Genomic DNA, 18,813 nt, shown 5'->3' on the forward strand with positions numbered 1-18,813 from the left:
ATCATCATGGCGCTTCTCGACCTTCAGGCGATGGACACCCCGGCCGAGGACTCCTTCGGCGAGCTCGCCACGGGCAGCCAGGTCTCGCTGCTGGTCTGTGAGTACAGCTCCCTCAGCGTGGTCCTCTGCACCCCGTGACCCGCACCGGCCGGCCCACCGGTGAACCTCACCGGTGGGCCGGCCGGCCCACGTGCCCCCAGAAAGGCCACGCCGTGCGGCTGCACCCACGCCCGGGCACGGAGTCCGGCACCCGGCGGCTCGCCCGGCAGCACCCGGCGGCCCTGCTCGGGCTCCTCCTCTGCTCCACCGGCGGGGCACTCGCCGCGCTCGCCCTTCCCGCGGCCCTCGGCCACACCGTCGACCGGCTCGTCGACGGCGGCCCCGTACCCTGGTCCGGGCTGCTGCTCTGCGCCGCCCTGACCCTCGCCGAGACCGGGTTCGACGCGGCGGCCGCCGTGACCGGCACGAGCACCACCGCCCGGCTCACCGCCTCCCTGCGCACCCGCACCGCCGCCCGGGTCCTGGCGGCCGAACCCCGCCGCGCCCTCGCCCTGCCCACCGGCGACCTCACCGCCCGGCTCACGGCCCGCACCGCCGACGCCGCCTCCGCACCCGTCACCGCCGCCGGAGCCGTCGCGGGCGTCCTCCTCCCGCTCGGCGCGCTCGTCGGACTCGTCCTCATCGACATCTGGACGGCCGCCGCCCTCCTGCTCGGCGCGCCCCTCCTCGTCGCCCTGCTGCGCGCCTTCACCCGCCGGACCGCCGACGCCGGGGCCGACTACCAGCGCGCCCAGTCGCTCATCGCCCACCGGCTCACCGAGGCCCTCGACGGCGCCGACACCATCCGCGCCGCCCGCACCGGCGCACGCGAGCACCGCCGCGTCCTGGAGCCCCTGACCGCCCTCGCCGAACACGGCAGGCGCACCTGGGCGGTGTACGGGCGGGCCGTCGGCCGCAGCGGCCTCCTGCTGCCGCTGCTCATGCTGCTGGTCGTCGCGGTCGCCGGACTACGGCTCCACGCGGGCGCGATCGGCGTCGGCGACCTGGTCGCCGCCTCCCGCTACGCGGGTCTCGCCGTCGGTATCGGCGCCCTGACCGGCGCCCTGGGCTCCCTCGCCCGCAGCCGCGTGGCCGCGCAGAGCCTGCAGCCGCTCCTCACCCTGGCACCGCTGCCGCACCGCGGCCTGGGCCCGGCGCCGGACGCCCCCGGGCACCTCGAACTCAGGGATGTCGGCGTCGAACAGGACGGCGGCGGCCCGCTGCTGACCGGCGTCCACCTGACCGTCCCCGGCGGCACCTCCCTGGCGGTCGTCGGCCGCTCCGGCTCCGGCAAGTCGGTGCTCGCCGCGGTCGCCGGGCGGCTGCTCGACCCGGACACCGGCAGCGTGCTGCTGGACGGCGTCCCGATGGACGGCATGGAACCGGCCCGGCTGCGCCGCGAGGTGGCGTACGCCTTCGCCCGCCCGGCCCTCCCCGGCGTCACCGTCGAGGACACGATCGCCTACGGGCCCTGGACCGCGTCGCCCGAGGCCGTACGCGACGCCGCCCGCGCGGCCCGCGCCGACGGGTTCCTCGCCCTGCTCCCGTACGGTTACGCGACCCCGGTCGCCGACGCCCCGCTCTCCGGCGGCGAGCGCCAACGCCTGGGACTGGCCCGCGCGTTCGCCCACCCAGGCCGCCTGATGATCCTCGACGACGCGCTGTCCAGCCTCGACACCGTGACCGAGCACCACGTCCGCCGCGCGCTCGACGCGCGGGCCGGGCACTGCACCCGGGTCATCGTCGCCCACCGGCTGTCCTCGGCCGCGCGGGCGGACCGGGTCGCCTGGCTGGAGGACGGCCGGATCCGTGCGACGGGCCGCCACCACGAACTCTGGGCGGATCCGGACTACCGGGCGGTCTTCCGCACCGACACACCCGCCGAGGGCTCCGTTCCCGCGAGCCGTACGCCCGTGACTCCGGCCGCCGGATCGGGGACCCGGTGAAGGCCGGCGGCGCACACCCCCGGCGCGACGCCCAGGATCCCGGCGCGGCCCCCCACGCCCCGCGCGCGGAGCAGGAGCCCGGCGCACACCCCCGGCGCGACGCCCAGGATCCCGGCGCGGCCCCCCACGCCCCGCGCGAGAAGCAGAGTCACGGCGCACACCCCCACGCCCCGCGCGACACGCCGCTGCGTCGGGTCGGCCGTGAGGCCCGGCCCTTCCTGCGGGCGCGGACCGGCGCGGTCCTGCGGCTGGCCGGCTGGTCCCTGCTGGAGTTCGCCCAGACGTTCCTCGGCGGGTTCGGGGTCGCCCGCGCGCTCGACGACGGCTTCCTCGCCGGACACCCCCCGACCGGCCTCCTCTGGCTGGCGGTCGCCGCGGTCGCCGTACTGCCCTCCGTGCCCGCGGCCCGCGGGGTGTTCGGCCGGCTCGCGGACCTGGTGGAGCCGCTGCGCGACGGACTGGTCCGGCGCGCGGTGTCCCGGGCGCTGTCCGGCGTGCTCGACCGCTCCGGCGATGTCAGCACCCGGTCCCTGTCACAGGTCACCCATCAGAGTGAGATCGCCCGGGACGGCTGGGCCGGACTCGTCCTGACGCTGCGCTCGTTCGTGTTCACGGCGGCCGGGGCCTTCACCGGCCTGCTGGCCCTCTCGCCCGCCCTCCTCCTGATCGTGCTGCCCCCGCTGCTCGGGGGAGCCGCCCTGTTCCTCGGCACCCTGCCGCCCATGGCCGCCCGCCAGCGCGACTACCTCGCCGCCGACGAGGCGTACGCCGCCCACGCGGGCCTGCTCGCCGCCTCCGTACGCGACATCGCCGCCGCCGGGGCCGCCGAGCGGACGGTGGCCGAGTCCCGGGCCCTCGCCGAGGCGCAGCTCGCCGCCTCCCGTTCCTTGGCCCGCTGGTCCGGCGTACGGGTGGTGGCACTCGCGCTCTGCGGCCGGTTCCCGCCGCTCCTGCTGCTCCTGGGGGCGCCCTGGCTGCTGCGGAACGGGCTCACGCCGGGCGCGCTGGTCGGCGCCCTGACCTACCTCACCCAGGCGCTGGCCCCCGCCGTCCAGGCGCTGATGACCATGCTGGGCACCGTCGGGGGCCGGCTCGTCGTGGTCCTGGACCGGTTCACGGACGCGCCGCCGCCGCCCGCCGACGACCCGCCCCCGCCCGCCCGGGACGCCGCGCCGCCGCGCGGAACCCCGGTCGCCGAACTCCACGAGGTCAGCTTCGCGTACGGGCCCGGCGCCCGGCCCGTCCTGGACCGGCTCTCCCTGACGATCGGGGCGGGGGAGCACCTCGCGGTCGTCGGCCCGAGCGGCAGCGGCAAGTCGACCCTGGCCGCCGTCCTCGCCGGGACCGAGCGGCCCACCGGGGGAGCGGTGCGGTGGCGGGGGCGCCCGGTACGCCCGGCCGACGCCCCCGCCGTACGCGTTCTGCTGCCCCAGCACGCCTACGTGTTCAGCGGCTCGCTGCGGGACAACCTCCGCTATCTGCGCCCCGACGCCCGCGACCGCGAGATCGCGGCCATGGCGGACGCGCTCGGCCTGGACGTGCTGCTTTCCCGGCTCGGCTCGCTCGACGCGGCCGTCGAACCGGACCGGCTCTCCCAGGGCGAACGGCAGCTGGTCGCCCTGGGCCGGGCCTACCTCGCCGCGCCGCCGCTGCTGATCCTCGACGAGGCCACCAGCCGGCTCGACCCGGCCGCGGAGACCCGCGCCGAGCTGGCGCTCAAGGCCCTGCCGGGCGCCCTCGTCGTCGTCGCCCACCGGCTCAGCTCGGCCCGCCGCGCCGGGCGGACCCTGGTGATGGACGGCCCGCGCACCCAGTGCGGCACCCACGGCGAACTCCTGCGCTCCTGCACCCTCTACCGGGACCTGGCCGGCCTCTGGGAGCCGGAGGAGCGGGAAGGGCCGTGGGAGCCGGGAGAGCCGGAGAAGGAGTCGGGGGAGACGGGCGATCCGGAAGGGCCGAATGGGCCGGAGGGGCCGGGAAGGGCCGTCGGCTACGGGCGGCGGGAAGAGGAGCGCGGCATCAGATCCATCCCGCCTCCTTCGCCCGCCTGATCGCGTCCAGCCGATTGCGCGCCCCGGACTTGCGAATGGCGGCGGCCAGGTAATTGCGCACCGTCCCCGGCGTCAGGTGAAGTCGGGCGGCTATCCCGGCCACGGTGTCACCCCCTTCGGCCATCGAGAGCACACTCAACTCCCTTGGCGATAAAGGCATATCGGCAACCTGGAGGAGGGTGAAGGCCAGCGACTCGTCGATGTGCCGTCCGCCGTCCGCCAGTTTGTGCATCACCTCGGACAGGTCGTCCACCGGGCGGTACTTGTCGATGTAGCCGAGCGCTCCCGCCTCGTACGCCCGTCGCAGACCGCGCGGCCGGTCGCCGCAGGTGAGCACGGCGAGGGGAACCTGCTCACCGTGCGGCGCGGTCATCGTCCTCAGCTCGTCGAGGACGTCCAGCGCACCCGGACAGTCGAGGTCGGTGAGGAGCACGTCCGGACACGGCCCGTTCAACGCGGCGCGTATCGCCCCGTGTTCGGCGGTGCGGACGTCTATCCCCCGCCCCGTGCCGAGGAGCGAGGCCAGCGACGCGCGCCACAACGGCACGGTGTGGACCAGCAGCACGGTTGTCATCATTCTGCCCCCAGCTTTTCTCTTCCGGCCCGCCCGAAGCGGAGTGCGACGGGCTGTGCGCATCCGGCGACGGGTATCCAGTTGAGCGCATGGGCATGCGCGTACGCTGACAAACAGGCCGAATACCGCGCCCGTTGGGCGCGGGAGGGGGCGTTCGGATGTAAAGCGGGAGCGCACATCGCCCACGGACCCATCCGTCTCGCCACCGCGGGGCGACCGGAGGGCCGGTGGCAGGGGCGGGTTCCTCGCGTTCCCCGTCGGACGGCCGGTTCAGTTCAGCAGGGCGCGCGCGGCGTGGGCCTTGCGCCGGATGTTCTCGGCCGTCGTCGGCTCGATGCCCTCCAGGATCTCCGCATACTCCTCCATCTCCTGTGCCCCGCGCAGGAACTCACCGCGCTGGACCAGGAGCTGGGCGCGCTCGAAGCGGAGCCTGGCCGGATGCGAGGGCAGGAGCAGCGACAGCTCCACCGCCCACAGGGCCACGTCCGTGCGCTCGGGCCGGGCCGCCGCCCACGCCCGGACGTTGTTCAGGACCCGCAGGACGATCTCCAGCGGCCGCGCGGGCGTCATCATCGACGGCTCAAGGGCCGCCCCGGTGGCCCCCGTGACCAGAAGCTCCGCGTCCTGACCGGTCAACGGCGCGCCCCCGGCGAACGGATCGGCCAGCACCGGGTGGTCCCGATCGCCGAAACCGACCACGAAGTGGCCGGGCAGCGCCACCCCGTACACCGGTGCGCCCGCCCTCCTGGCGACCTCGATCCAGACGACCGACAACAGGATCGGCAGACCCCGGCGGCGGCGCAGCACCTGCTGGAGGAGCGAGGAGTCCAGCCGCTGGTAGTCGACGGAGGAGCCGCCGAACCCGCAGCGTTCGCCGAGCAGTTCGGCCAGCGCCGTCGCCCAGGCGGCTGGGGGGCGGGAGCCGTACGGCAGCAGGCCCGCCAGCCGGTCCAGCTCGATCTGCGCGGCGTCGATGCCGTACGGGTCGGGGACGGCCTCCCCCGGAGTCACCGGGCGGACTTCGGCCGGGCCCACCGGCCCGGCCTCCGCTCCCAGCAGCAGGCACAGGAGGGCGAGGTCCGGCCGCTCGGACCGGGCCTCCTCGGCGAACCGCCGCCGCCGTTCGGCCGTTCCGGCATCCAGCGCGCTCATATGCGATCCATGTCCCTGTCCCCGCTCCTGTGCGTCGGTCCGCCGGCGAGCCCGGCGCGGGGACCGCCGGGGCCCGTCATGCCGAGCGGTAGTGGTGGTAACGGTGGTGGGCCGCGAAGCCCATGCCGTCGTACAGCGCCCGCGCCCCCTCATTGTCCTCCTCGACCTGGAGCCAGGCGGCCGAAGCGCCCTCGTCCAGCGCCCGGCGCGCCAGCGCGGCCATCACGGTGGTGGCGAGACCGCGCCGCCGTTGCTCCGGATCGACCTCGACGGCCATGAACCCGGCCCACCGCCCGTCCACGACACACCGCCCGATCGCGGCCGGCGCGGCAGCCGTACCCGCGTCCGTACCCGCGTCCGGTCCCTCGTGCGGGGCTCCGGTGCCCCCCGGCACCGTGGCGAACCAGACCGAAGGGCCGCTGCCCAGCACCCGCAGCACATGGGGGCCGGGAGTGGAGAAGCGCTGGTAGCGGGAGAGCCAGGCCGCGTCCGGTTCGCGGGTCAGGCGGACCGCCCGCACATCCGCCTCCAGGTCACCGACCGGCGCCAGCGCGGCGATCCGCACCTCCGCCGAGACGTCGCGCCGCCAGCCGTGCCGCTCCAGCTCCGCGCACAGCAGCTCCTGCGTGCCCTCGGCCCCGGTCGCCGTCTGGACGTACGCGGGCAGGCCCCGCTCCTCGTACCAGTCCCGGACCCGTCCGAGCGCCTCGCCGAGCGGCAGGCCCGGATCGCCGAGCGGGAGCGCGGAGTTGGCGCGCCGGGTGAAGCCCCCGGCGGCGCGCAGCCGCCAGTCGCCCAGCGCTTCGCTCTCCACGGGCTGCCAGGCGCGCGCGGTGACGGAGGCCAGTTCGCGGAAGGAGGCGGTGGGTCCGCGGCGGCGGGCCGGGGCGGCGGGAACGACCTTGCCCGCCACCACGGCGGATTCCACGATGTGGACGGATTCCGCGCTCTTCGGTGTGATGGAGAGCACACCGCTGTCCCATGATGTGAGCACCCCGACGACGTCGGTGAACTCCGCGCCCGCACCCCCGCTGTCCGTCCGACGCCGGACGGACACGCGTTTGCCCACGTCAGCGGGGGTGATGCGGACTTCCAGCCGTCCGCCGATGGTGAATTCCACAGCTCTGTCCGCCCCTCCTGTTCGGATCGTGCCCGAGAACGGAGATACTAGAGGTGGGCATCGACGACGCCGCGCTCCCGCGCGAGAGCCAACGCCCTACCGAGGAGGAACGACAGCGTGACCTACGTCATCGCGCAGCCTTGTGTCGACGTGAAGGACAAGGCCTGCATCGAAGAGTGCCCCGTCGACTGTATCTACGAGGGCCAGCGGTCCTTGTACATCCACCCGGACGAATGCGTCGACTGCGGAGCCTGTGAGCCGGTCTGCCCGGTCGAGGCGATCTTCTACGAGGACGACACTCCGGAGGAGTGGAAGGACTACTACAAGGCGAACGTCGAGTTCTTCGACGACCTCGGCTCGCCGGGCGGTGCTTCGAAGCTCGGTCTCATCGAGCGCGACCACGCGTTCATCGCCGCACTGCCGCCGCAGAACCAGTAAGCGGCGGCACCACGCGCGCGGCCCCGGTCCCGTACGGCTTGTCACCGTGCGGGGCCGAGGCATTTCCCCGTGCCGCCGGGGCAGCCACCGGGCCCCGGTGACTCCGTGACCGAGCCCCGGTGAAGCCGGGGCCGTGACCGGGTTCCGGCGGTTCCGGAGCCGACACCGGGTTCCGGCGGTTCCGGAGCCGTCACCGCGCGTCCGTTCCGCCGCCCGTTCCGCCGCCCGTACGAGAACACCCGAGAAAGCAGAGCCTCGTGTCCGCAGTCTCCTCCCGCCTCCCGGCCTTCCCCTGGGACAGGCTCACGCCCTACAAGTCGACGGCACAGGCCCACCCGGACGGCATCGTGGACCTGTCCGTCGGCACCCCGGTCGACCCGGTCCCCGAGCTGATCCGGCGTGCGCTGGTCGCCGCCGCGGACAGCCCCGGCTATCCGACGGTGTGGGGGACCGAAGCCCTGCGGGACGCGCTCACCGGCTGGGTGGAGCGGCGGCTCGGCGCGGTCGGCGTGACCCATGCCAACGTGCTGCCGGTCGTCGGTTCCAAGGAGCTGGTGGCCTGGCTGCCGACGCAGCTCGGGCTCGGCGCGGGCGACAAGGTGGCCTACCCCCGGCTCGCCTACCCGACGTACGAGGTCGGCGCCCGGCTCTGCGGCGCGGAGCCCGTCGCCTACGACGACCCGACCGAGCTGGACCCGGCGGGGCTGAAGCTGCTCTGGCTCAACTCGCCCTCCAACCCGACCGGGAAGGTCCTGCCCCAGGACGAGCTGACCCGGATCGTCGCCTGGGCGCGCGAGCACGGCGTCCTGGTCTTCAGCGACGAGTGCTATCTGGAGCTGGGCTGGGACGCCGAGCCGGTATCGGTGCTCCACCCGGACGTCTGCGGCGGCCACTACGACGGCATCGTCGCCGTCCACTCGCTCTCCAAGCGCTCCAACCTGGCCGGATACCGGGCCGCGTTCATCGCGGGCGACGCGGCCGTCCTGGGCGAGCTGCTGCTCCTCCGCAAGCACGGCGGGATGATGACGCCCGCCCCCGTGCAGGCCGCCACCGTCGCCGCGCTCGGCGACGACGTGCACGTGTCCGAGCAGCGCGCCCGGTACGCGGACCGGCGCCTCGCCCTGCGCGCGGCCCTGGAGTCGCACGGCTTCCGGATCGAGCACAGCGAGGCGAGCCTCTACCTGTGGGCGACCCGCGACGAGCCGTGCTGGGAGACCGTGGCGTACCTCGCGGAGTTGGGCATCCTGGTGGCGCCCGGCGACTTCTACGGCCCGGCGGGCGCGAGCTTCGTGCGGGTGGCGTTCACCGCGACCGACGAGCGGGTGGCGGCGGCGGTCAAGCGGCTGTCCTGACCGGAACCGTCGCCGCGCGGCGACGCGAAGCGCCGAGGGCCTCGGGAGTGCGCACTCCCGAGGCCCTCGGCGCGTTTCTGGTGCTGCGGTGCTGCGGTGCTGCGGTGCTGCGGTGCTGCGGTGCCGTGTCGGATCAGCCGCCCAGCGGGAGGCCGCCCTTGGTCAGCGAGTCGGTGGGCAGACCGCCGCCGAGCGCGTCCGTGGGCAGGCCGCCCTTGGTGAGCGAGTCGGTGGGCAGACCGCCGCCGAGCGCGTCGGTCGGAAGGCCGCCGCCGGCGGCCTCGGCCACACCGCCCACGGCCTGGCCGGCGTTGCCCGCGGTCTGGCCGGCGGTCTCCTGGGCGGCCGGAATGGCCACCTTCGCGGACTGGCCGACGGTCTTGCCCGCGGCCGGGACGGCCGTGCCGACGAGCCGGCCGCCGGTGTCACCGGCCGCCTGGGTGCCCTGCCGCACGGTGCTGTCCACGGTGTCGCCGAGACCGGCGCCGTCCAGCGCGGTCAGGCCGCCCAGGTCAGGGGTCGCCGGGAGATCTGCGGCGCTCGCGGCGCCGGCCGCACCGACCACGGGGGCCGCGCCTGCGGCGATCAGCAGCGCGGCACGAGCGATCCGACGGGTCAGGGGGAGGGACATGATGCTCCTTCAGCGGGTTGTGCACGAATCTGTCTGTCCGGTGATCGGACGCACTGACAACCGCTGCGGGGGAGGGGGAGGTTGCGGTGGGCCAAGGTAAAGACTGGGTAATGGGTCCGATTATCCGCAGCGGAAGAACCCGGGCAAACAATCCATACCGCCGCGGCCCGGCGAACCGTCACTTCCCTTGGGCGGCAAGGGAATCGGGGCAGGTTCCCGAAGGTGAGAGGCATCGCGCGAGAAGGCCCGGAGCCATGGCCTCCGAGGTCCGAACGGGGGACGGGCCGTACTACTGGACGACCTGGATCCTGACCGCCGCCGTGCCCGTTTCCTTACCCTTCGCGCGTTCCGTCCGCCAGCCCGAACCGGCGTCCCAGACCCGGTCCGCGTAGCTCACGCGCTCGATCCGCAGGGCCTCGGACTGCGCCACGGCCCAGTGCGCCAGCTCCCAGCCGCGCCGCGGAGCGCCCTTGCCCTCGGACCGCGCCGCGGCCGCCGGGACCGGCACCGAGACGGTCGACGCCGCGGAGGCCCCCGCGGCCACCGCGCCGGGCAGCACGTCCTTGCCGAAGGCGCGCACCAGCTCGGTCCGCACCCGCGCGGCGTCCCCCGGGCCGTCCGCCGTGGCCGTCGACGGCGTGCAGTTCAGCGAGGCCGGCCTGCGCCCGGTCAGCGCGGCGGCCAGCAGCGCGGCGTCCGGCTCGTGCTTCGCGTACGCCTGCGGGAATCCACTGCGCTGCACGCGCTGCGCGGCCACGGTCAGCGGGAGGCGCGAATAGCCCGGCACCTCGGCCAGGCCCTCGTAGAACTTCTCCGACGAGTACACCGGGTCCATGATCTGCTCCACCGTGCCCCAGCCCTGCGAGGGCCGCTGCTGGAACAGGCCCACCGAGTCCCGGTCCCCGTAGTCGATGTTGCGGAGCGTGGACTCCTGCAGCGCGGTCGCCAGCGCGATGGTCACCGCCCGCTCGGGCATGCCCCGGGTGGTGCCGACCGCGGAGATCGTCGCCGCGTTGACGGTCTGGGCGAGGCTCATCTCGTAACGCTGCGTCCCGCCCCCGTCCTTCGCCTCCACCACACAGCGCGGCGGATTCCTCGACCCGGACGAGTCGTACTGCACGGCCAGGTAGCCGCCCAGGGCCGCGAGCACGGCGAGGGCGGCCCCGTAGCGGAGGAGGCGTCGTCGGCGGGGGCTGGCTGTCCTGGGCACGGGCCCACCGTACTGGAGGGCCCGGCCAGGGCCGATACCCAAGTCCCTTAGGGTCGGGTCCATGGCCGACAGCACCCTTGACCTCACCCTGGACGGACCGGCGCTCACCGCCCGGCTCGTCGACTTCCCTTCGGTCAGCGGGGAGGAGAAGGTCCTCGCCGACGCGATCGAATCGGCACTGCGCGCTCTGCCCCACCTCACCGTCGACCGGCACGGCAACAACGTCGTCGCCCGCACGGACCTGGGCCGCGCCGAGCGCGTCGTCCTCGCCGGGCACATCGACACCGTGCCGATCGCCGACAACGTCCCCTCCCGCCTCGACGGCGACGGGATCCTCTGGGGCTGCGGGACCTCCGACATGAAGTCCGGCGTCGCCGTCCAGCTCCGGATCGCCGCGACGGTCCCCGAGCCCAACCGCGACCTGACCTTCATCTTCTACGACAACGAAGAGGTCGCCGCGCACCTCAACGGCCTCGGCCACATCGCCGACGCCCACCCCGGGTGGCTCGCCGGGGACTTCGCCGTCCTGCTGGAGCCCTCCGACGGCGAGGTCGAGGGCGGCTGCCAGGGCACGCTCCGGGTCCACCTGCGGACGGCCGGGGAGCGGGCCCACTCCGCGCGGAGCTGGATGGGGGCCAACGCCGTCCACGCCGCCGCCCCGATCCTGGCGAGGCTCGCCGCGTACGAGCCCCGCCGCCCGGTCATCGACGGTCTCGAATACCACGAGGGCCTCAACGCGGTCGGCATCGAGGGCGGCGTCGCCACCAACGTCATCCCGGACGCCTGCACCGTCGTCGTCAACTACCGCTACGCCCCCGACCGCACCGAGGAGGAGGCCATCGCCCACGTCCGCGAGGTCTTCGCCGACTGCGGTGTGGCCGAGATCGTCATCGACGACCACTCCGGCGCCGCCATGCCCGGTCTCTCCCACCCCGCCGCCCAGGCGTTCATGGCCGCCGTCGGCGGCACCGCCCGGCCCAAGTTCGGCTGGACCGACGTCTCCCGCTTCGGCGCGCTCGGCGTCCCCGCGGTGAACTACGGCCCCGGCGACCCGATGTACGCCCACAAGCGCGACGAGCACGTGGCGGTCGCGAAGATCACCCACTGCGAGGACCGGCTCCGCTCCTGGCTGACCGGCTGACGCACGGCATTCCCCCGCACGTAACCTCCGCCGATCTACGCTGGCCGTACGCAGTACGACACGACCCAGCGCGACGCGGGTCGGTGGAGGGAGCGGAACATGGGCAACGCCGAGGACGCGCGGATTCCCGAGGGTGCGGAGGTTCCCGAGGGAGCGGTCAGCCCCGAGGAACAGTGGCTGGGCCCGGTCCTGCGCCGCAGGGAGCAGGTCCAGCCCGGCACGACCGACCAGCGGCTGCTGGACTCCGAGGGCGACTCCGAGTGGGTGCACACCGACCCCTGGCGGGTGATGCGCATCCAGTCGGAGTTCGTCGAGGGCTTCGGAGCGCTCGCCGAACTGCCGAGCGCGATCAGCGTCTTCGGCTCGGCCCGCACCCCGGCCGGATCGCCGGAGTACGAGGCCGGCGTCCAGCTCGGCAAGGCCCTGGTCGAAGCGGGCTTCGCGGTGATCACCGGCGGCGGTCCGGGCGCGATGGAGGCCGCCAACAAGGGCGCCCGGGAGGCCAAGGGCGTCTCGGTCGGCCTCGGCATCGAGCTGCCCTTCGAGTCGGGCCTCAACCCGCACGTCGACATCGGCGTCAACTTCCGCTACTTCTTCGTCCGCAAGACGATGTTCGTGAAGTACGCCCAGGGCTTCGTGGTCCTGCCCGGCGGCCTCGGCACCCTGGACGAGCTCTTCGAGGCACTGACCCTCGTCCAGACCGGCAAGGTCACCCGCTTCCCGATCGTCCTGTTCGGCACGGCCTACTGGGGCGGCCTGGTCGACTGGCTCCGCGACACGGTGGTGGCCCAGGGCAAGGCATCGGAGAAGGACCTGCTGCTCTTCCACGTGACGGACGACGTGGAGGAGGCGGTGACACTGGTCACGAAGGAGGTCGGGCGGTAACCCGCTCAAGCCTGCCCGGCGATTGAGGGCATCTTTTCACCGGCACCTCCCGGACGGGCCCGCGAAATTCAAGCCCCTCCGGCGCTTGAGGAGCGGGGTCCGGGGGCAGCGCCCCGGACCCCGCTCGCCGGGCAGGCGGCAGAACTACGCCAGCCCCCTCCGCGCCACGGCCGGCGCACGATGCCCGGCGATGGACGCCACCATGTCCAGGACCTGCCGCGTCTCCGCCACCTCATGCACCCGGTACACCCGCGCCCCCAGCCACGCCGAGACCGCCGTCGTCGCCAGCGTGCCGATGACGCGCTGCTTCACCGGCCGGTCCAGCGTCTCGCCCACGAAGTCCTTGTTGGACAGGGACACCAGCACCGGCCACCCCGTCTCCGCCATCTCCCCGAGCCGCCGCGTCGCCTCCAGCGAGTGCCGGGTGTTCTTCCCGAAGTCGTGACCCGGATCGATCATGATCCCGTCCGCCCGCACGCCGAGCTCCACCGCCCGCTCGGCCAGCCCCACCGTCACCCGCAGGATGTCCGCCATCACATCCTCGTACGCGATCCGGTGCGGCCGGGTCCGCGGCTCCGCGCCGCCCGCGTGCGTGCACACCAGACCCGCCCCGTACCGCGCGGCGACCTCCGCCAGCTTCGGGTCGACCCCGCCCCACGCGTCGTTCAGCAGGTCCGCGCCGGCCTCGCAGACCGCCTCGCCCACGTCGTGCCGCCAGGTGTCCACGCTGATCACCACGTCCGGATGGCGGCGGCGGACCTCGGCGACGAACCCGACCGTGCGGCGGGCCTCCTCCTCGGCGCTCACCTCCTCGCCGGGACCTGCCTTCACCCCGCCGATGTCGATGATCGCCGCGCCCTCGGCCACCGCCTGCTCGACCCGGGCCAGCGCCGGCTCGTCCCCGAACGTGGCGCCCTGGTCGTAGAAGGAGTCCGGGGTCCGGTTCACGATCGCCATGATCACCGGCTCGTGCGGACCGAATTCCCGCCGCCCCAGCCTGAGTGCACCGCTTCGCATCCCGTCTCTCCTCCTCAGATAGCCCGCCTGCGACCCTAAGGCCTCATCGGGTCGGCCCCGACTTGTCCGTGTCGCATGGCACGATCGGAGCCGGACGAGGTTTCCGCCCCCGGGGAGATGCGTGTGTTCTGGTTCTTGCTGCTCACGATGGTCGTGGTCGTCACCGCGGTCACCCTCGCGGTGGTCGGAGGCGGTGGGAGCGCGGTGCTCCAGGACGTCCCGCCCGAGCGGTTCACCGATCCGCTGCCCGCGACCCGCCCGGTCGGCCGGGCGGACGTCGAGGCGCTGCGCCTGCCGATGGCGCTGCGCGGCTACCGGATGGTGGACGTCGACGAGGCGCTGTCCCGGCTGGGCGCCGAACTGGCCGAGCGCGACGCCCGGATCGCCGAGCTGGAATCCGCCCTGGCCGGGGTGCAGGCGGCCGCGGTGACGACGGGCACCGACCTGTTCAAGCAGCCCGGGGACCGGCCCGCGGAGCCCGGCGACCGCCCGAACAGCTCGGACCGCGCCGAGGAGGACGGGCGATGAGCGGCGCGGCCCTGGCCGCCCCCGACGGCCGGCTGCGCTGCCCGTGGGGCCTGTCCGCCGAGGACTACCTCGACTACCACGACACCGAGTGGGGCCGGGCCGTCCACGGGGACGACGCCCTGTTCGAACGGCTCTGCCTGGAGGCCTTCCAGTCCGGGCTCTCCTGGATCACGATCCTGCGCCGCCGCGAGACCTTCCGTACCGCGTTCGAGGGATTCCGGATCGAAGCGGTGGCGAAGTTCACCGACGCCGACCGGGAACGGCTCCTGGCGGACCCGGGGATCATCCGCAACAAGGCCAAGGTCGACGCGACCCTCGCCAACGCGAAGGTGCTCGCCGGCTGGCGGGCGGGGGAGCTGGACGAGCTGATCTGGTCCTACGCCCCCGACCCGGCCGGCCGGCCCGCCCCGCGCAGCCTCGCGGACGTTCCGGCCGTCACGCCGGAGTCCACCGCGCTCGCCAAGGCGCTGAAGAAGCGCTCGATCCGCTTCGTGGGCCCCACCACCGCCTACGCGCTGATGCAGGCCTGCGGGCTGGTCGACGACCACCTCGCGGACTGCGTGGCGCGCGGCGGCGGGGGAGTGCCGCGCTGAGCGGCGGCTACTTCCCGAGGTAGACCGGCTTCTCCTTGGCCAGGAACGCCTCCACCGCGATGGTGTGGTCCTGCGAGGCGCCCGCCCGGGTCTGGAGTTCGTCCTCCTTCTCCAGCGCCTCCGCGAGCGTGTGCCCGGCGCCGTACGCCATCGACTCCTTCAGCGCCGCGTACGCCACCGTGGGGCCGTCCGCCAGGGCGCGGGCCACCGTCGCCGCCTCCTCGGCCAGTCCGTCCGCGGGTACGACCCGGTTGACGATCCCCAGCTCCAGCGCGTCCTGCGCGGAGATCGACCGGGGGAAGAACAGCAGATCGGCGGCGCGACTCTGCCCGATCAGCCGGGGCAGGGTCCAGGACACGCCCGAGTCGGCGGTGAGTGCGACGCCCGCGAACGAGGTGTTGAAGGAGGCGGTGTCGGCGACCACCCGGTAGTCGGCCGCGAGCGCGAATCCGAACCCGGCCCCCGCCGCGACGCCGTTCACCCCGGCGACGACCGGCTTCGCCATCCCGGTGATGGCCCGCACGATCGGGTTGTAGTGCTCCCGCACCGTGCTCAGCGCGTTCCCGTCGCCCGCCTCGCGGGTCGCCGCGAGCGTGGCGACGTGCTCCTTGAGATCCTGGCCGACGCAGAAGGCGCGCCCGGTGGCCGTGAGCAGCACCGCCCGGACCTCCGCGTCCGAGGCCGCCGCCAGCAGCGCGTCCCGGAGCGCGACCTTCGCCGCGGTGTTCATCGCGTTCATCGCGTCGGGTCGGTTGATCGTGATCGTCGCGAGACCTTCGCTCACGTCGTACAGGACGGTGTTCGCCGGCTCGTCGGCCATTCCGGTATCCCCTCGCTGCTCGGGCATCGTTGCCACTGGAGGCAAGCATGGCCGATGCGGGGCTGGGCAGAGATGTGACCTGCGTCTAACGATTGGCACCGACCTGGGGGCCCGGGGCGGCGCAGTATCGCAGCCGGATCGCCGAATTGGGTGGTTTTGCGAGAGCGCGTTGCGCAAGCGATGCAGACCGATGTTGGTCATCGGGGTCGTTGATGCGGGATAATGGCGAAGAAGCAATGTGTTCGATGCCGGTGAGGCAGCGCCTGTCATGGGGCCGCCGGTTGCGATGAGCTGGTTTCAGGAAGGGGAACGAGCATGGCGGCCATGAAGCCGCGGACGGGCGACGGCCCGCTCGAGGTGACAAAGGAGGGGCGGGGCATCGTCATGCGCGTTCCGCTCGAAGGCGGCGGTCGGCTTGTTGTCGAGCTGACTCCGGACGAGGCCGATGCCCTCGGCGACGCGCTGAAGAAGGTCGTCGGCTGACGCGGAACGCCCATCACCTTCATCACTGCCCGGTACGGATTCCGTGCCGGGCAGTGGTGCGTCCTGGCAAGGGCCCACGGATGCATCACGAGGATCCAGGTGCTCGGCCCGGGGTTCCGTGTGCTCAGCCCGGGGTTCCGTGTGCTCAGCCGCGCCGGACCGCGCAGAGCAGGCCGTCCCCCACCGGCAGCAGGGTCGACATCAGCTCCTGGCTCTCGCGCACCGCCCGCAGCAGATCCCGCAGCCGCAGCACCTCGGGCGGCTGGGCCGCGGAGTCGACCGTGCGGCCGTCCGCGAAGACGCCCTCGAAGCAGACCAGCCCGCCGGGCCGCAGCAGGCGCAACGATTCAGCGAGCACATCGAGGCTCTCCAGCCGGTCGCCGTCGCAGAAGACGAGGTCGTAACCGCCGTCCGCGAGCCGGGGCAGGACGTCCAGGGCGCGGCCGGGGATGAACCGGGCCCGGTTGGTGGCGAAGCCCGCCTCGCGGAACGCCGCCCGGGCGAACTGCTGACGCTCGGGCTCGGGGTCCACCGTGGTCAGGACCCCGTCCGGCCGCATTCCGTGCAGGAGATAGATGCCGGACACGCCGGTGCCCGTGCCGATCTCCGCCACCGCTTTGGCGTCCGCTGCGGCTGCCAGCAGGCGCAGCGCAGCGCCGGTGCCCGGTGACACCGAGCGAAGCCCCAGCTCGCAGGCCCGCTCCCGGGCCCCGTGCAGTGCTTCGTCCTCGGCGACAAAGGCGTCGGCGAACGCCCAGCTCGTCTGCCGGTTGGCGGTAATGACCCTCTCCTGTCCCCGTAGTTGGCGCAACGGTGACTGTATCCGCTGGACCCGGGAACCCGCAGATGGGACCGGGCGTTGTGCAAGCTGTGGGGAAAGCGCAGTGACCAGGTCCGCGGATCGGACCGGCGAACTGCGGGAAAGTCCCGGGCGAGGCCCGGCCCCATCAGGGAAAAAGGCTTATCCGGAGCTAACGGGCGAGGTGGCTATGGTAGGGGCTCCACTGGACACCACCAGAGCCGATAGGGGAGGTGCGGCTGCGCCTGTGGACCGGGGAGGGATGCTGCGGCGTCTCCTCAGGTCGGCCGGTGAGCCGAAATCCGTGACCAACATTGCTGACCGTTCTTCCGAAGACTCCGCACCGACCGCGACCTTCGCCTCTGATGCGGATTCTCAGGCGTGGACCCCGCCCTCATGGGAAGAGATCGTCAGCACGCACAGCGGCCGTGTGTACCGCCTCGCCTACCGGCTGACGGGAAACCAGCACGACGCCGAGGACCTGACCCAGGAGGTCTTCGTCCGGGTGTTCCGCTCGCTGTCGACCTACACGCCCGGCACCTTCGAGGGCTGGCTGCACCGCATCACGACCAATCTCTTCCTGGACATGGTCCGGCGCAAGCAGCGCATCCGCTTCGACTCGCTCGGCGACGACGCGGCCGAGCGCCTGCCGAGCCGTGAGCCGTCCCCGCAGCAGGTCTTCAACGACACCCACTTCGACGCCGACGTGCAGCAGGCGCTGGACACCCTCGCGCCCGAATTCCGGGCGGCCGTGGTCCTCTGCGACATCGAGGGCCTCAGCTACGAGGAGATCGCCGCGACCCTCGGCGTGAAGCTCGGCACCGTCCGCAGCCGGATCCACCGCGGTCGCTCGCACCTGCGCAAGGCGCTCAAGCACCGTTCGCCCGAGGCGCGCGCCGAGCAGCGCTCCCTGGCGGACGCGGTCCTGGCAGGGGAGGGCGGAACGGCGTGAGCGGCACAGGACCCACCCCCGCGGAAGCGCATCTGGGGGACCGCCTCGCCGCGCTGGTCGACGGCGAGCTGAAACACGACGCCCGCGAGCGGGTCCTGGCCCACCTGGCGACCTGCGCCAAGTGCAAGGCCGAGGCCGATGCCCAGCGCCGCCTCAAGAGCGCTTTCGCCATGTCCGCCTCGCCCTCGCCCTCCGAGGGGTTCCTGGCCCGCCTGCAGGGCCTTCCCGGCGGTCCCGGCGGCGACGACACAGGCTCCGGCGGACCGTTCGGCGGCCGGAAGCCCTTCGCCGACGAGTTCTTCCCCGGGCTCCGGCCCCCCGGGGGCAGTACCCGCGCCGACACCGTGCCCTCCCCCCTGGACGGCTTCGGCTACCTCCCCGCCACCCACGGCTCCACCGCCGTGCTCCCCGGCGGCTCCGGTTCCGGTTCGCTCTTCCGCATACACGAGGTGGCCCGCGACGCGGACCGCTCGCCCTGGCGCGGGCGGCGCTTCGCGTTCGCCGCGGCCAGCGCCGTCTCCCTCGCCGCCATCGCGCTGGGCGGCACCCTGCCGATGGACTCCGGCCCCGAGCCCTCCCTGCGGGCCGAGGGCGCCGGGAACAACGCAACCCCCCTCGACGCCGCGACCCGCGCCGAGAACGGCGCGAAGGCGGTCAGCCGCCGGGGCGGTGGCGCCCTCGCGGTGACCGGCGACGGCCGGGCGCCCGAGCGGCCCGTGTCCGGCACGGCCCCCGCCGGGACGAACCGGGCGCCGTCGCTCAGTGCCGCGACACCGGTGGTTCCGGTCGCCACCCCTCCGGTGAACCGGCAGGGGCTGCCGACCGCCCCGCCGCTGTTCGGCGGCCAGGCGTCGAGCGGGCACCCCTTCACGCTCCCCGTGCTGAACGTGTCCGTGTCGCCACTGATACGCCCGACGATGTCCGGCACCCCGCTGCTGGCGGCGGCGCTCGGCAGTGGCGCCGGGCCGAAGACGGTCCCTTCCCCGGTCTCTCCGGGGCCGCCTCCGGGCTCGCCCGCCAACGACCTGGCGAGCCCGCTTTCCCCCCGGCCCTGACCGGACCCTGCGCGGGGATTCGCAAAC

Annotated in this window: 20 protein-coding genes; 12 read left to right on the forward strand and 8 right to left on the reverse strand. The window is 73.8% G+C overall.

The genetic code is table 11. The features are described from left to right. Nucleotides 1–6 precede the first annotated feature (6 nt). The 3 genes from PSQ21_RS24530 to PSQ21_RS24540 all read left to right on the forward strand — a co-directional run bounded on the left by PSQ21_RS24530 (nt 7) and on the right by PSQ21_RS24540 (nt 4,036). Nucleotides 7–138, forward strand: coding sequence for a SapB/AmfS family lanthipeptide (locus PSQ21_RS24530; RefSeq protein ID WP_003966507.1), 132 nt, complete (start codon nt 7–9; stop codon nt 136–138). Between the two features lie 74 nt (nt 139–212). Continuing rightward, nucleotides 213–1,985: an ABC transporter ATP-binding protein gene (locus PSQ21_RS24535; RefSeq protein WP_274033001.1), complete on the forward strand. Its 1,773-nt coding sequence runs from the start codon at nt 213–215 to the stop codon at nt 1,983–1,985. Beyond that, entirely contained in the window at nt 1,982–4,036 is a 2,055-nt protein-coding gene (locus PSQ21_RS24540; protein WP_443334402.1) for an ATP-binding cassette domain-containing protein, read from the forward strand. The genes PSQ21_RS24535 and PSQ21_RS24540 overlap by 4 nt, the downstream gene beginning before the upstream one ends. On the opposite strand, the gene PSQ21_RS24545 is transcribed toward PSQ21_RS24540, so the two are convergent. The 3 genes from PSQ21_RS24545 to PSQ21_RS24555 all read right to left on the reverse strand — a co-directional run bounded on the left by PSQ21_RS24545 (nt 4,005) and on the right by PSQ21_RS24555 (nt 6,882). Then, a complete protein-coding gene (locus PSQ21_RS24545) occupies nt 4,005–4,610 on the reverse strand; it encodes a response regulator transcription factor (RefSeq protein WP_274035917.1) in 606 nt (201 codons plus the stop codon). The genes PSQ21_RS24540 and PSQ21_RS24545 overlap by 32 nt on opposite strands. Before the next feature lie 270 nt (nt 4,611–4,880). Continuing rightward, a complete protein-coding gene (locus PSQ21_RS24550) occupies nt 4,881–5,762 on the reverse strand; it encodes a transglutaminase-like domain-containing protein (RefSeq protein WP_274033002.1) in 882 nt (293 codons plus the stop codon). A gap of 76 nt (nt 5,763–5,838) precedes the next feature. After that, on the reverse strand, nt 5,839–6,882 hold the full coding sequence (locus PSQ21_RS24555; RefSeq protein ID WP_274033003.1) for a GNAT family N-acetyltransferase: 1,044 nt from the start codon (nt 6,880–6,882) through the stop codon (nt 5,839–5,841). A 117-nt stretch (nt 6,883–6,999) separates the two neighbouring features. Here PSQ21_RS24555 and fdxA point away from each other — a divergent pair, with 117 nt between their 5' ends. Next, complete coding sequence (gene fdxA / locus PSQ21_RS24560) at nt 7,000–7,320, forward strand: ferredoxin (RefSeq protein ID WP_018956287.1); 321 nt, start codon at nt 7,000–7,002, stop codon at nt 7,318–7,320. Between the two features lie 257 nt (nt 7,321–7,577). After that, nucleotides 7,578–8,672 carry a succinyldiaminopimelate transaminase gene (gene dapC / locus PSQ21_RS24565; RefSeq protein ID WP_274033006.1) on the forward strand — a complete coding sequence of 365 codons (1,095 nt, stop codon included), beginning with the start codon at nt 7,578–7,580 and terminating at the stop codon, nt 8,670–8,672. Nucleotides 8,673–8,805: 133 nt separating this feature from the next. On the opposite strand, the gene PSQ21_RS24570 is transcribed toward dapC, so the two are convergent. Continuing rightward, complete coding sequence (locus PSQ21_RS24570; protein ID WP_274033008.1) at nt 8,806–9,303, reverse strand: ATP-binding protein; 498 nt, start codon at nt 9,301–9,303, stop codon at nt 8,806–8,808. A 289-nt stretch (nt 9,304–9,592) separates the two neighbouring features. Next, the gene (locus PSQ21_RS24575; RefSeq protein WP_274033009.1) at nt 9,593–10,513 is read right to left on the reverse strand and encodes a hypothetical protein; all 921 of its coding nucleotides are present in this window, start codon (nt 10,511–10,513) and stop codon (nt 9,593–9,595) included. 61 nt (nt 10,514–10,574) lie between these two features. Between PSQ21_RS24575 and dapE the strand changes: the two genes are divergently transcribed. Then, nucleotides 10,575–11,654 carry a succinyl-diaminopimelate desuccinylase gene (gene dapE / locus PSQ21_RS24580; RefSeq protein WP_274033011.1) on the forward strand — a complete coding sequence of 360 codons (1,080 nt, stop codon included), beginning with the start codon at nt 10,575–10,577 and terminating at the stop codon, nt 11,652–11,654. A 99-nt stretch (nt 11,655–11,753) separates the two neighbouring features. Beyond that, nucleotides 11,754–12,539: a TIGR00730 family Rossman fold protein gene (locus PSQ21_RS24585; protein WP_274033012.1), complete on the forward strand. Its 786-nt coding sequence runs from the start codon at nt 11,754–11,756 to the stop codon at nt 12,537–12,539. Between the two features lie 144 nt (nt 12,540–12,683). On the opposite strand, the gene folP is transcribed toward PSQ21_RS24585, so the two are convergent. Continuing rightward, entirely contained in the window at nt 12,684–13,556 is an 873-nt protein-coding gene (gene folP / locus PSQ21_RS24590; RefSeq protein ID WP_274033013.1) for a dihydropteroate synthase, read from the reverse strand. A gap of 117 nt (nt 13,557–13,673) precedes the next feature. Here folP and PSQ21_RS24595 point away from each other — a divergent pair, with 117 nt between their 5' ends. Both PSQ21_RS24595 and PSQ21_RS24600 read left to right on the forward strand, forming a co-directional pair. After that, the gene (locus PSQ21_RS24595) at nt 13,674–14,084 is read left to right on the forward strand and encodes a cell division protein DivIVA (RefSeq protein WP_274035919.1); all 411 of its coding nucleotides are present in this window, start codon (nt 13,674–13,676) and stop codon (nt 14,082–14,084) included. Further along, nucleotides 14,081–14,677 (forward strand): DNA-3-methyladenine glycosylase I, encoded by a 597-nt coding sequence (locus PSQ21_RS24600; protein ID WP_274033014.1) that lies wholly within the window; start codon nt 14,081–14,083, stop codon nt 14,675–14,677. The genes PSQ21_RS24595 and PSQ21_RS24600 overlap by 4 nt, the downstream gene beginning before the upstream one ends. 7 nt (nt 14,678–14,684) lie before the next feature. Here the strand turns inward: PSQ21_RS24600 and PSQ21_RS24605 are convergent, their stop codons facing one another. Beyond that, the gene (locus PSQ21_RS24605) at nt 14,685–15,497 is read right to left on the reverse strand and encodes an enoyl-CoA hydratase/isomerase family protein (RefSeq protein ID WP_274033015.1); all 813 of its coding nucleotides are present in this window, start codon (nt 15,495–15,497) and stop codon (nt 14,685–14,687) included. Nucleotides 15,498–15,812: 315 nt separating this feature from the next. Between PSQ21_RS24605 and PSQ21_RS24610 the strand changes: the two genes are divergently transcribed. Continuing rightward, nucleotides 15,813–15,980 carry a DUF3117 domain-containing protein gene (locus tag PSQ21_RS24610; RefSeq protein ID WP_003966491.1) on the forward strand — a complete coding sequence of 56 codons (168 nt, stop codon included), beginning with the start codon at nt 15,813–15,815 and terminating at the stop codon, nt 15,978–15,980. A 145-nt stretch (nt 15,981–16,125) separates the two neighbouring features. Here the strand turns inward: PSQ21_RS24610 and PSQ21_RS24615 are convergent, their stop codons facing one another. Beyond that, nucleotides 16,126–16,791 carry an O-methyltransferase gene (locus PSQ21_RS24615; protein WP_097871002.1) on the reverse strand — a complete coding sequence of 222 codons (666 nt, stop codon included), beginning with the start codon at nt 16,789–16,791 and terminating at the stop codon, nt 16,126–16,128. 250 nt (nt 16,792–17,041) lie between these two features. Between PSQ21_RS24615 and sigE the strand changes: the two genes are divergently transcribed. Further along, nucleotides 17,042–17,731, forward strand: coding sequence for an RNA polymerase sigma factor SigE (sigE, locus tag PSQ21_RS24620; protein WP_003966488.1), 690 nt, complete (start codon nt 17,042–17,044; stop codon nt 17,729–17,731). After that, nucleotides 17,728–18,786: an anti-sigma factor family protein gene (locus PSQ21_RS24625; protein ID WP_274033057.1), complete on the forward strand. Its 1,059-nt coding sequence runs from the start codon at nt 17,728–17,730 to the stop codon at nt 18,784–18,786. Before sigE ends, PSQ21_RS24625 begins: the two co-directional genes overlap by 4 nt. Nucleotides 18,787–18,813 lie beyond the last annotated feature (27 nt).

It is taken from the genome of Streptomyces sp. MMBL 11-1 (assembly GCF_028622875.1).
Taxonomy (GTDB): domain Bacteria; phylum Actinomycetota; class Actinomycetes; order Streptomycetales; family Streptomycetaceae; genus Streptomyces.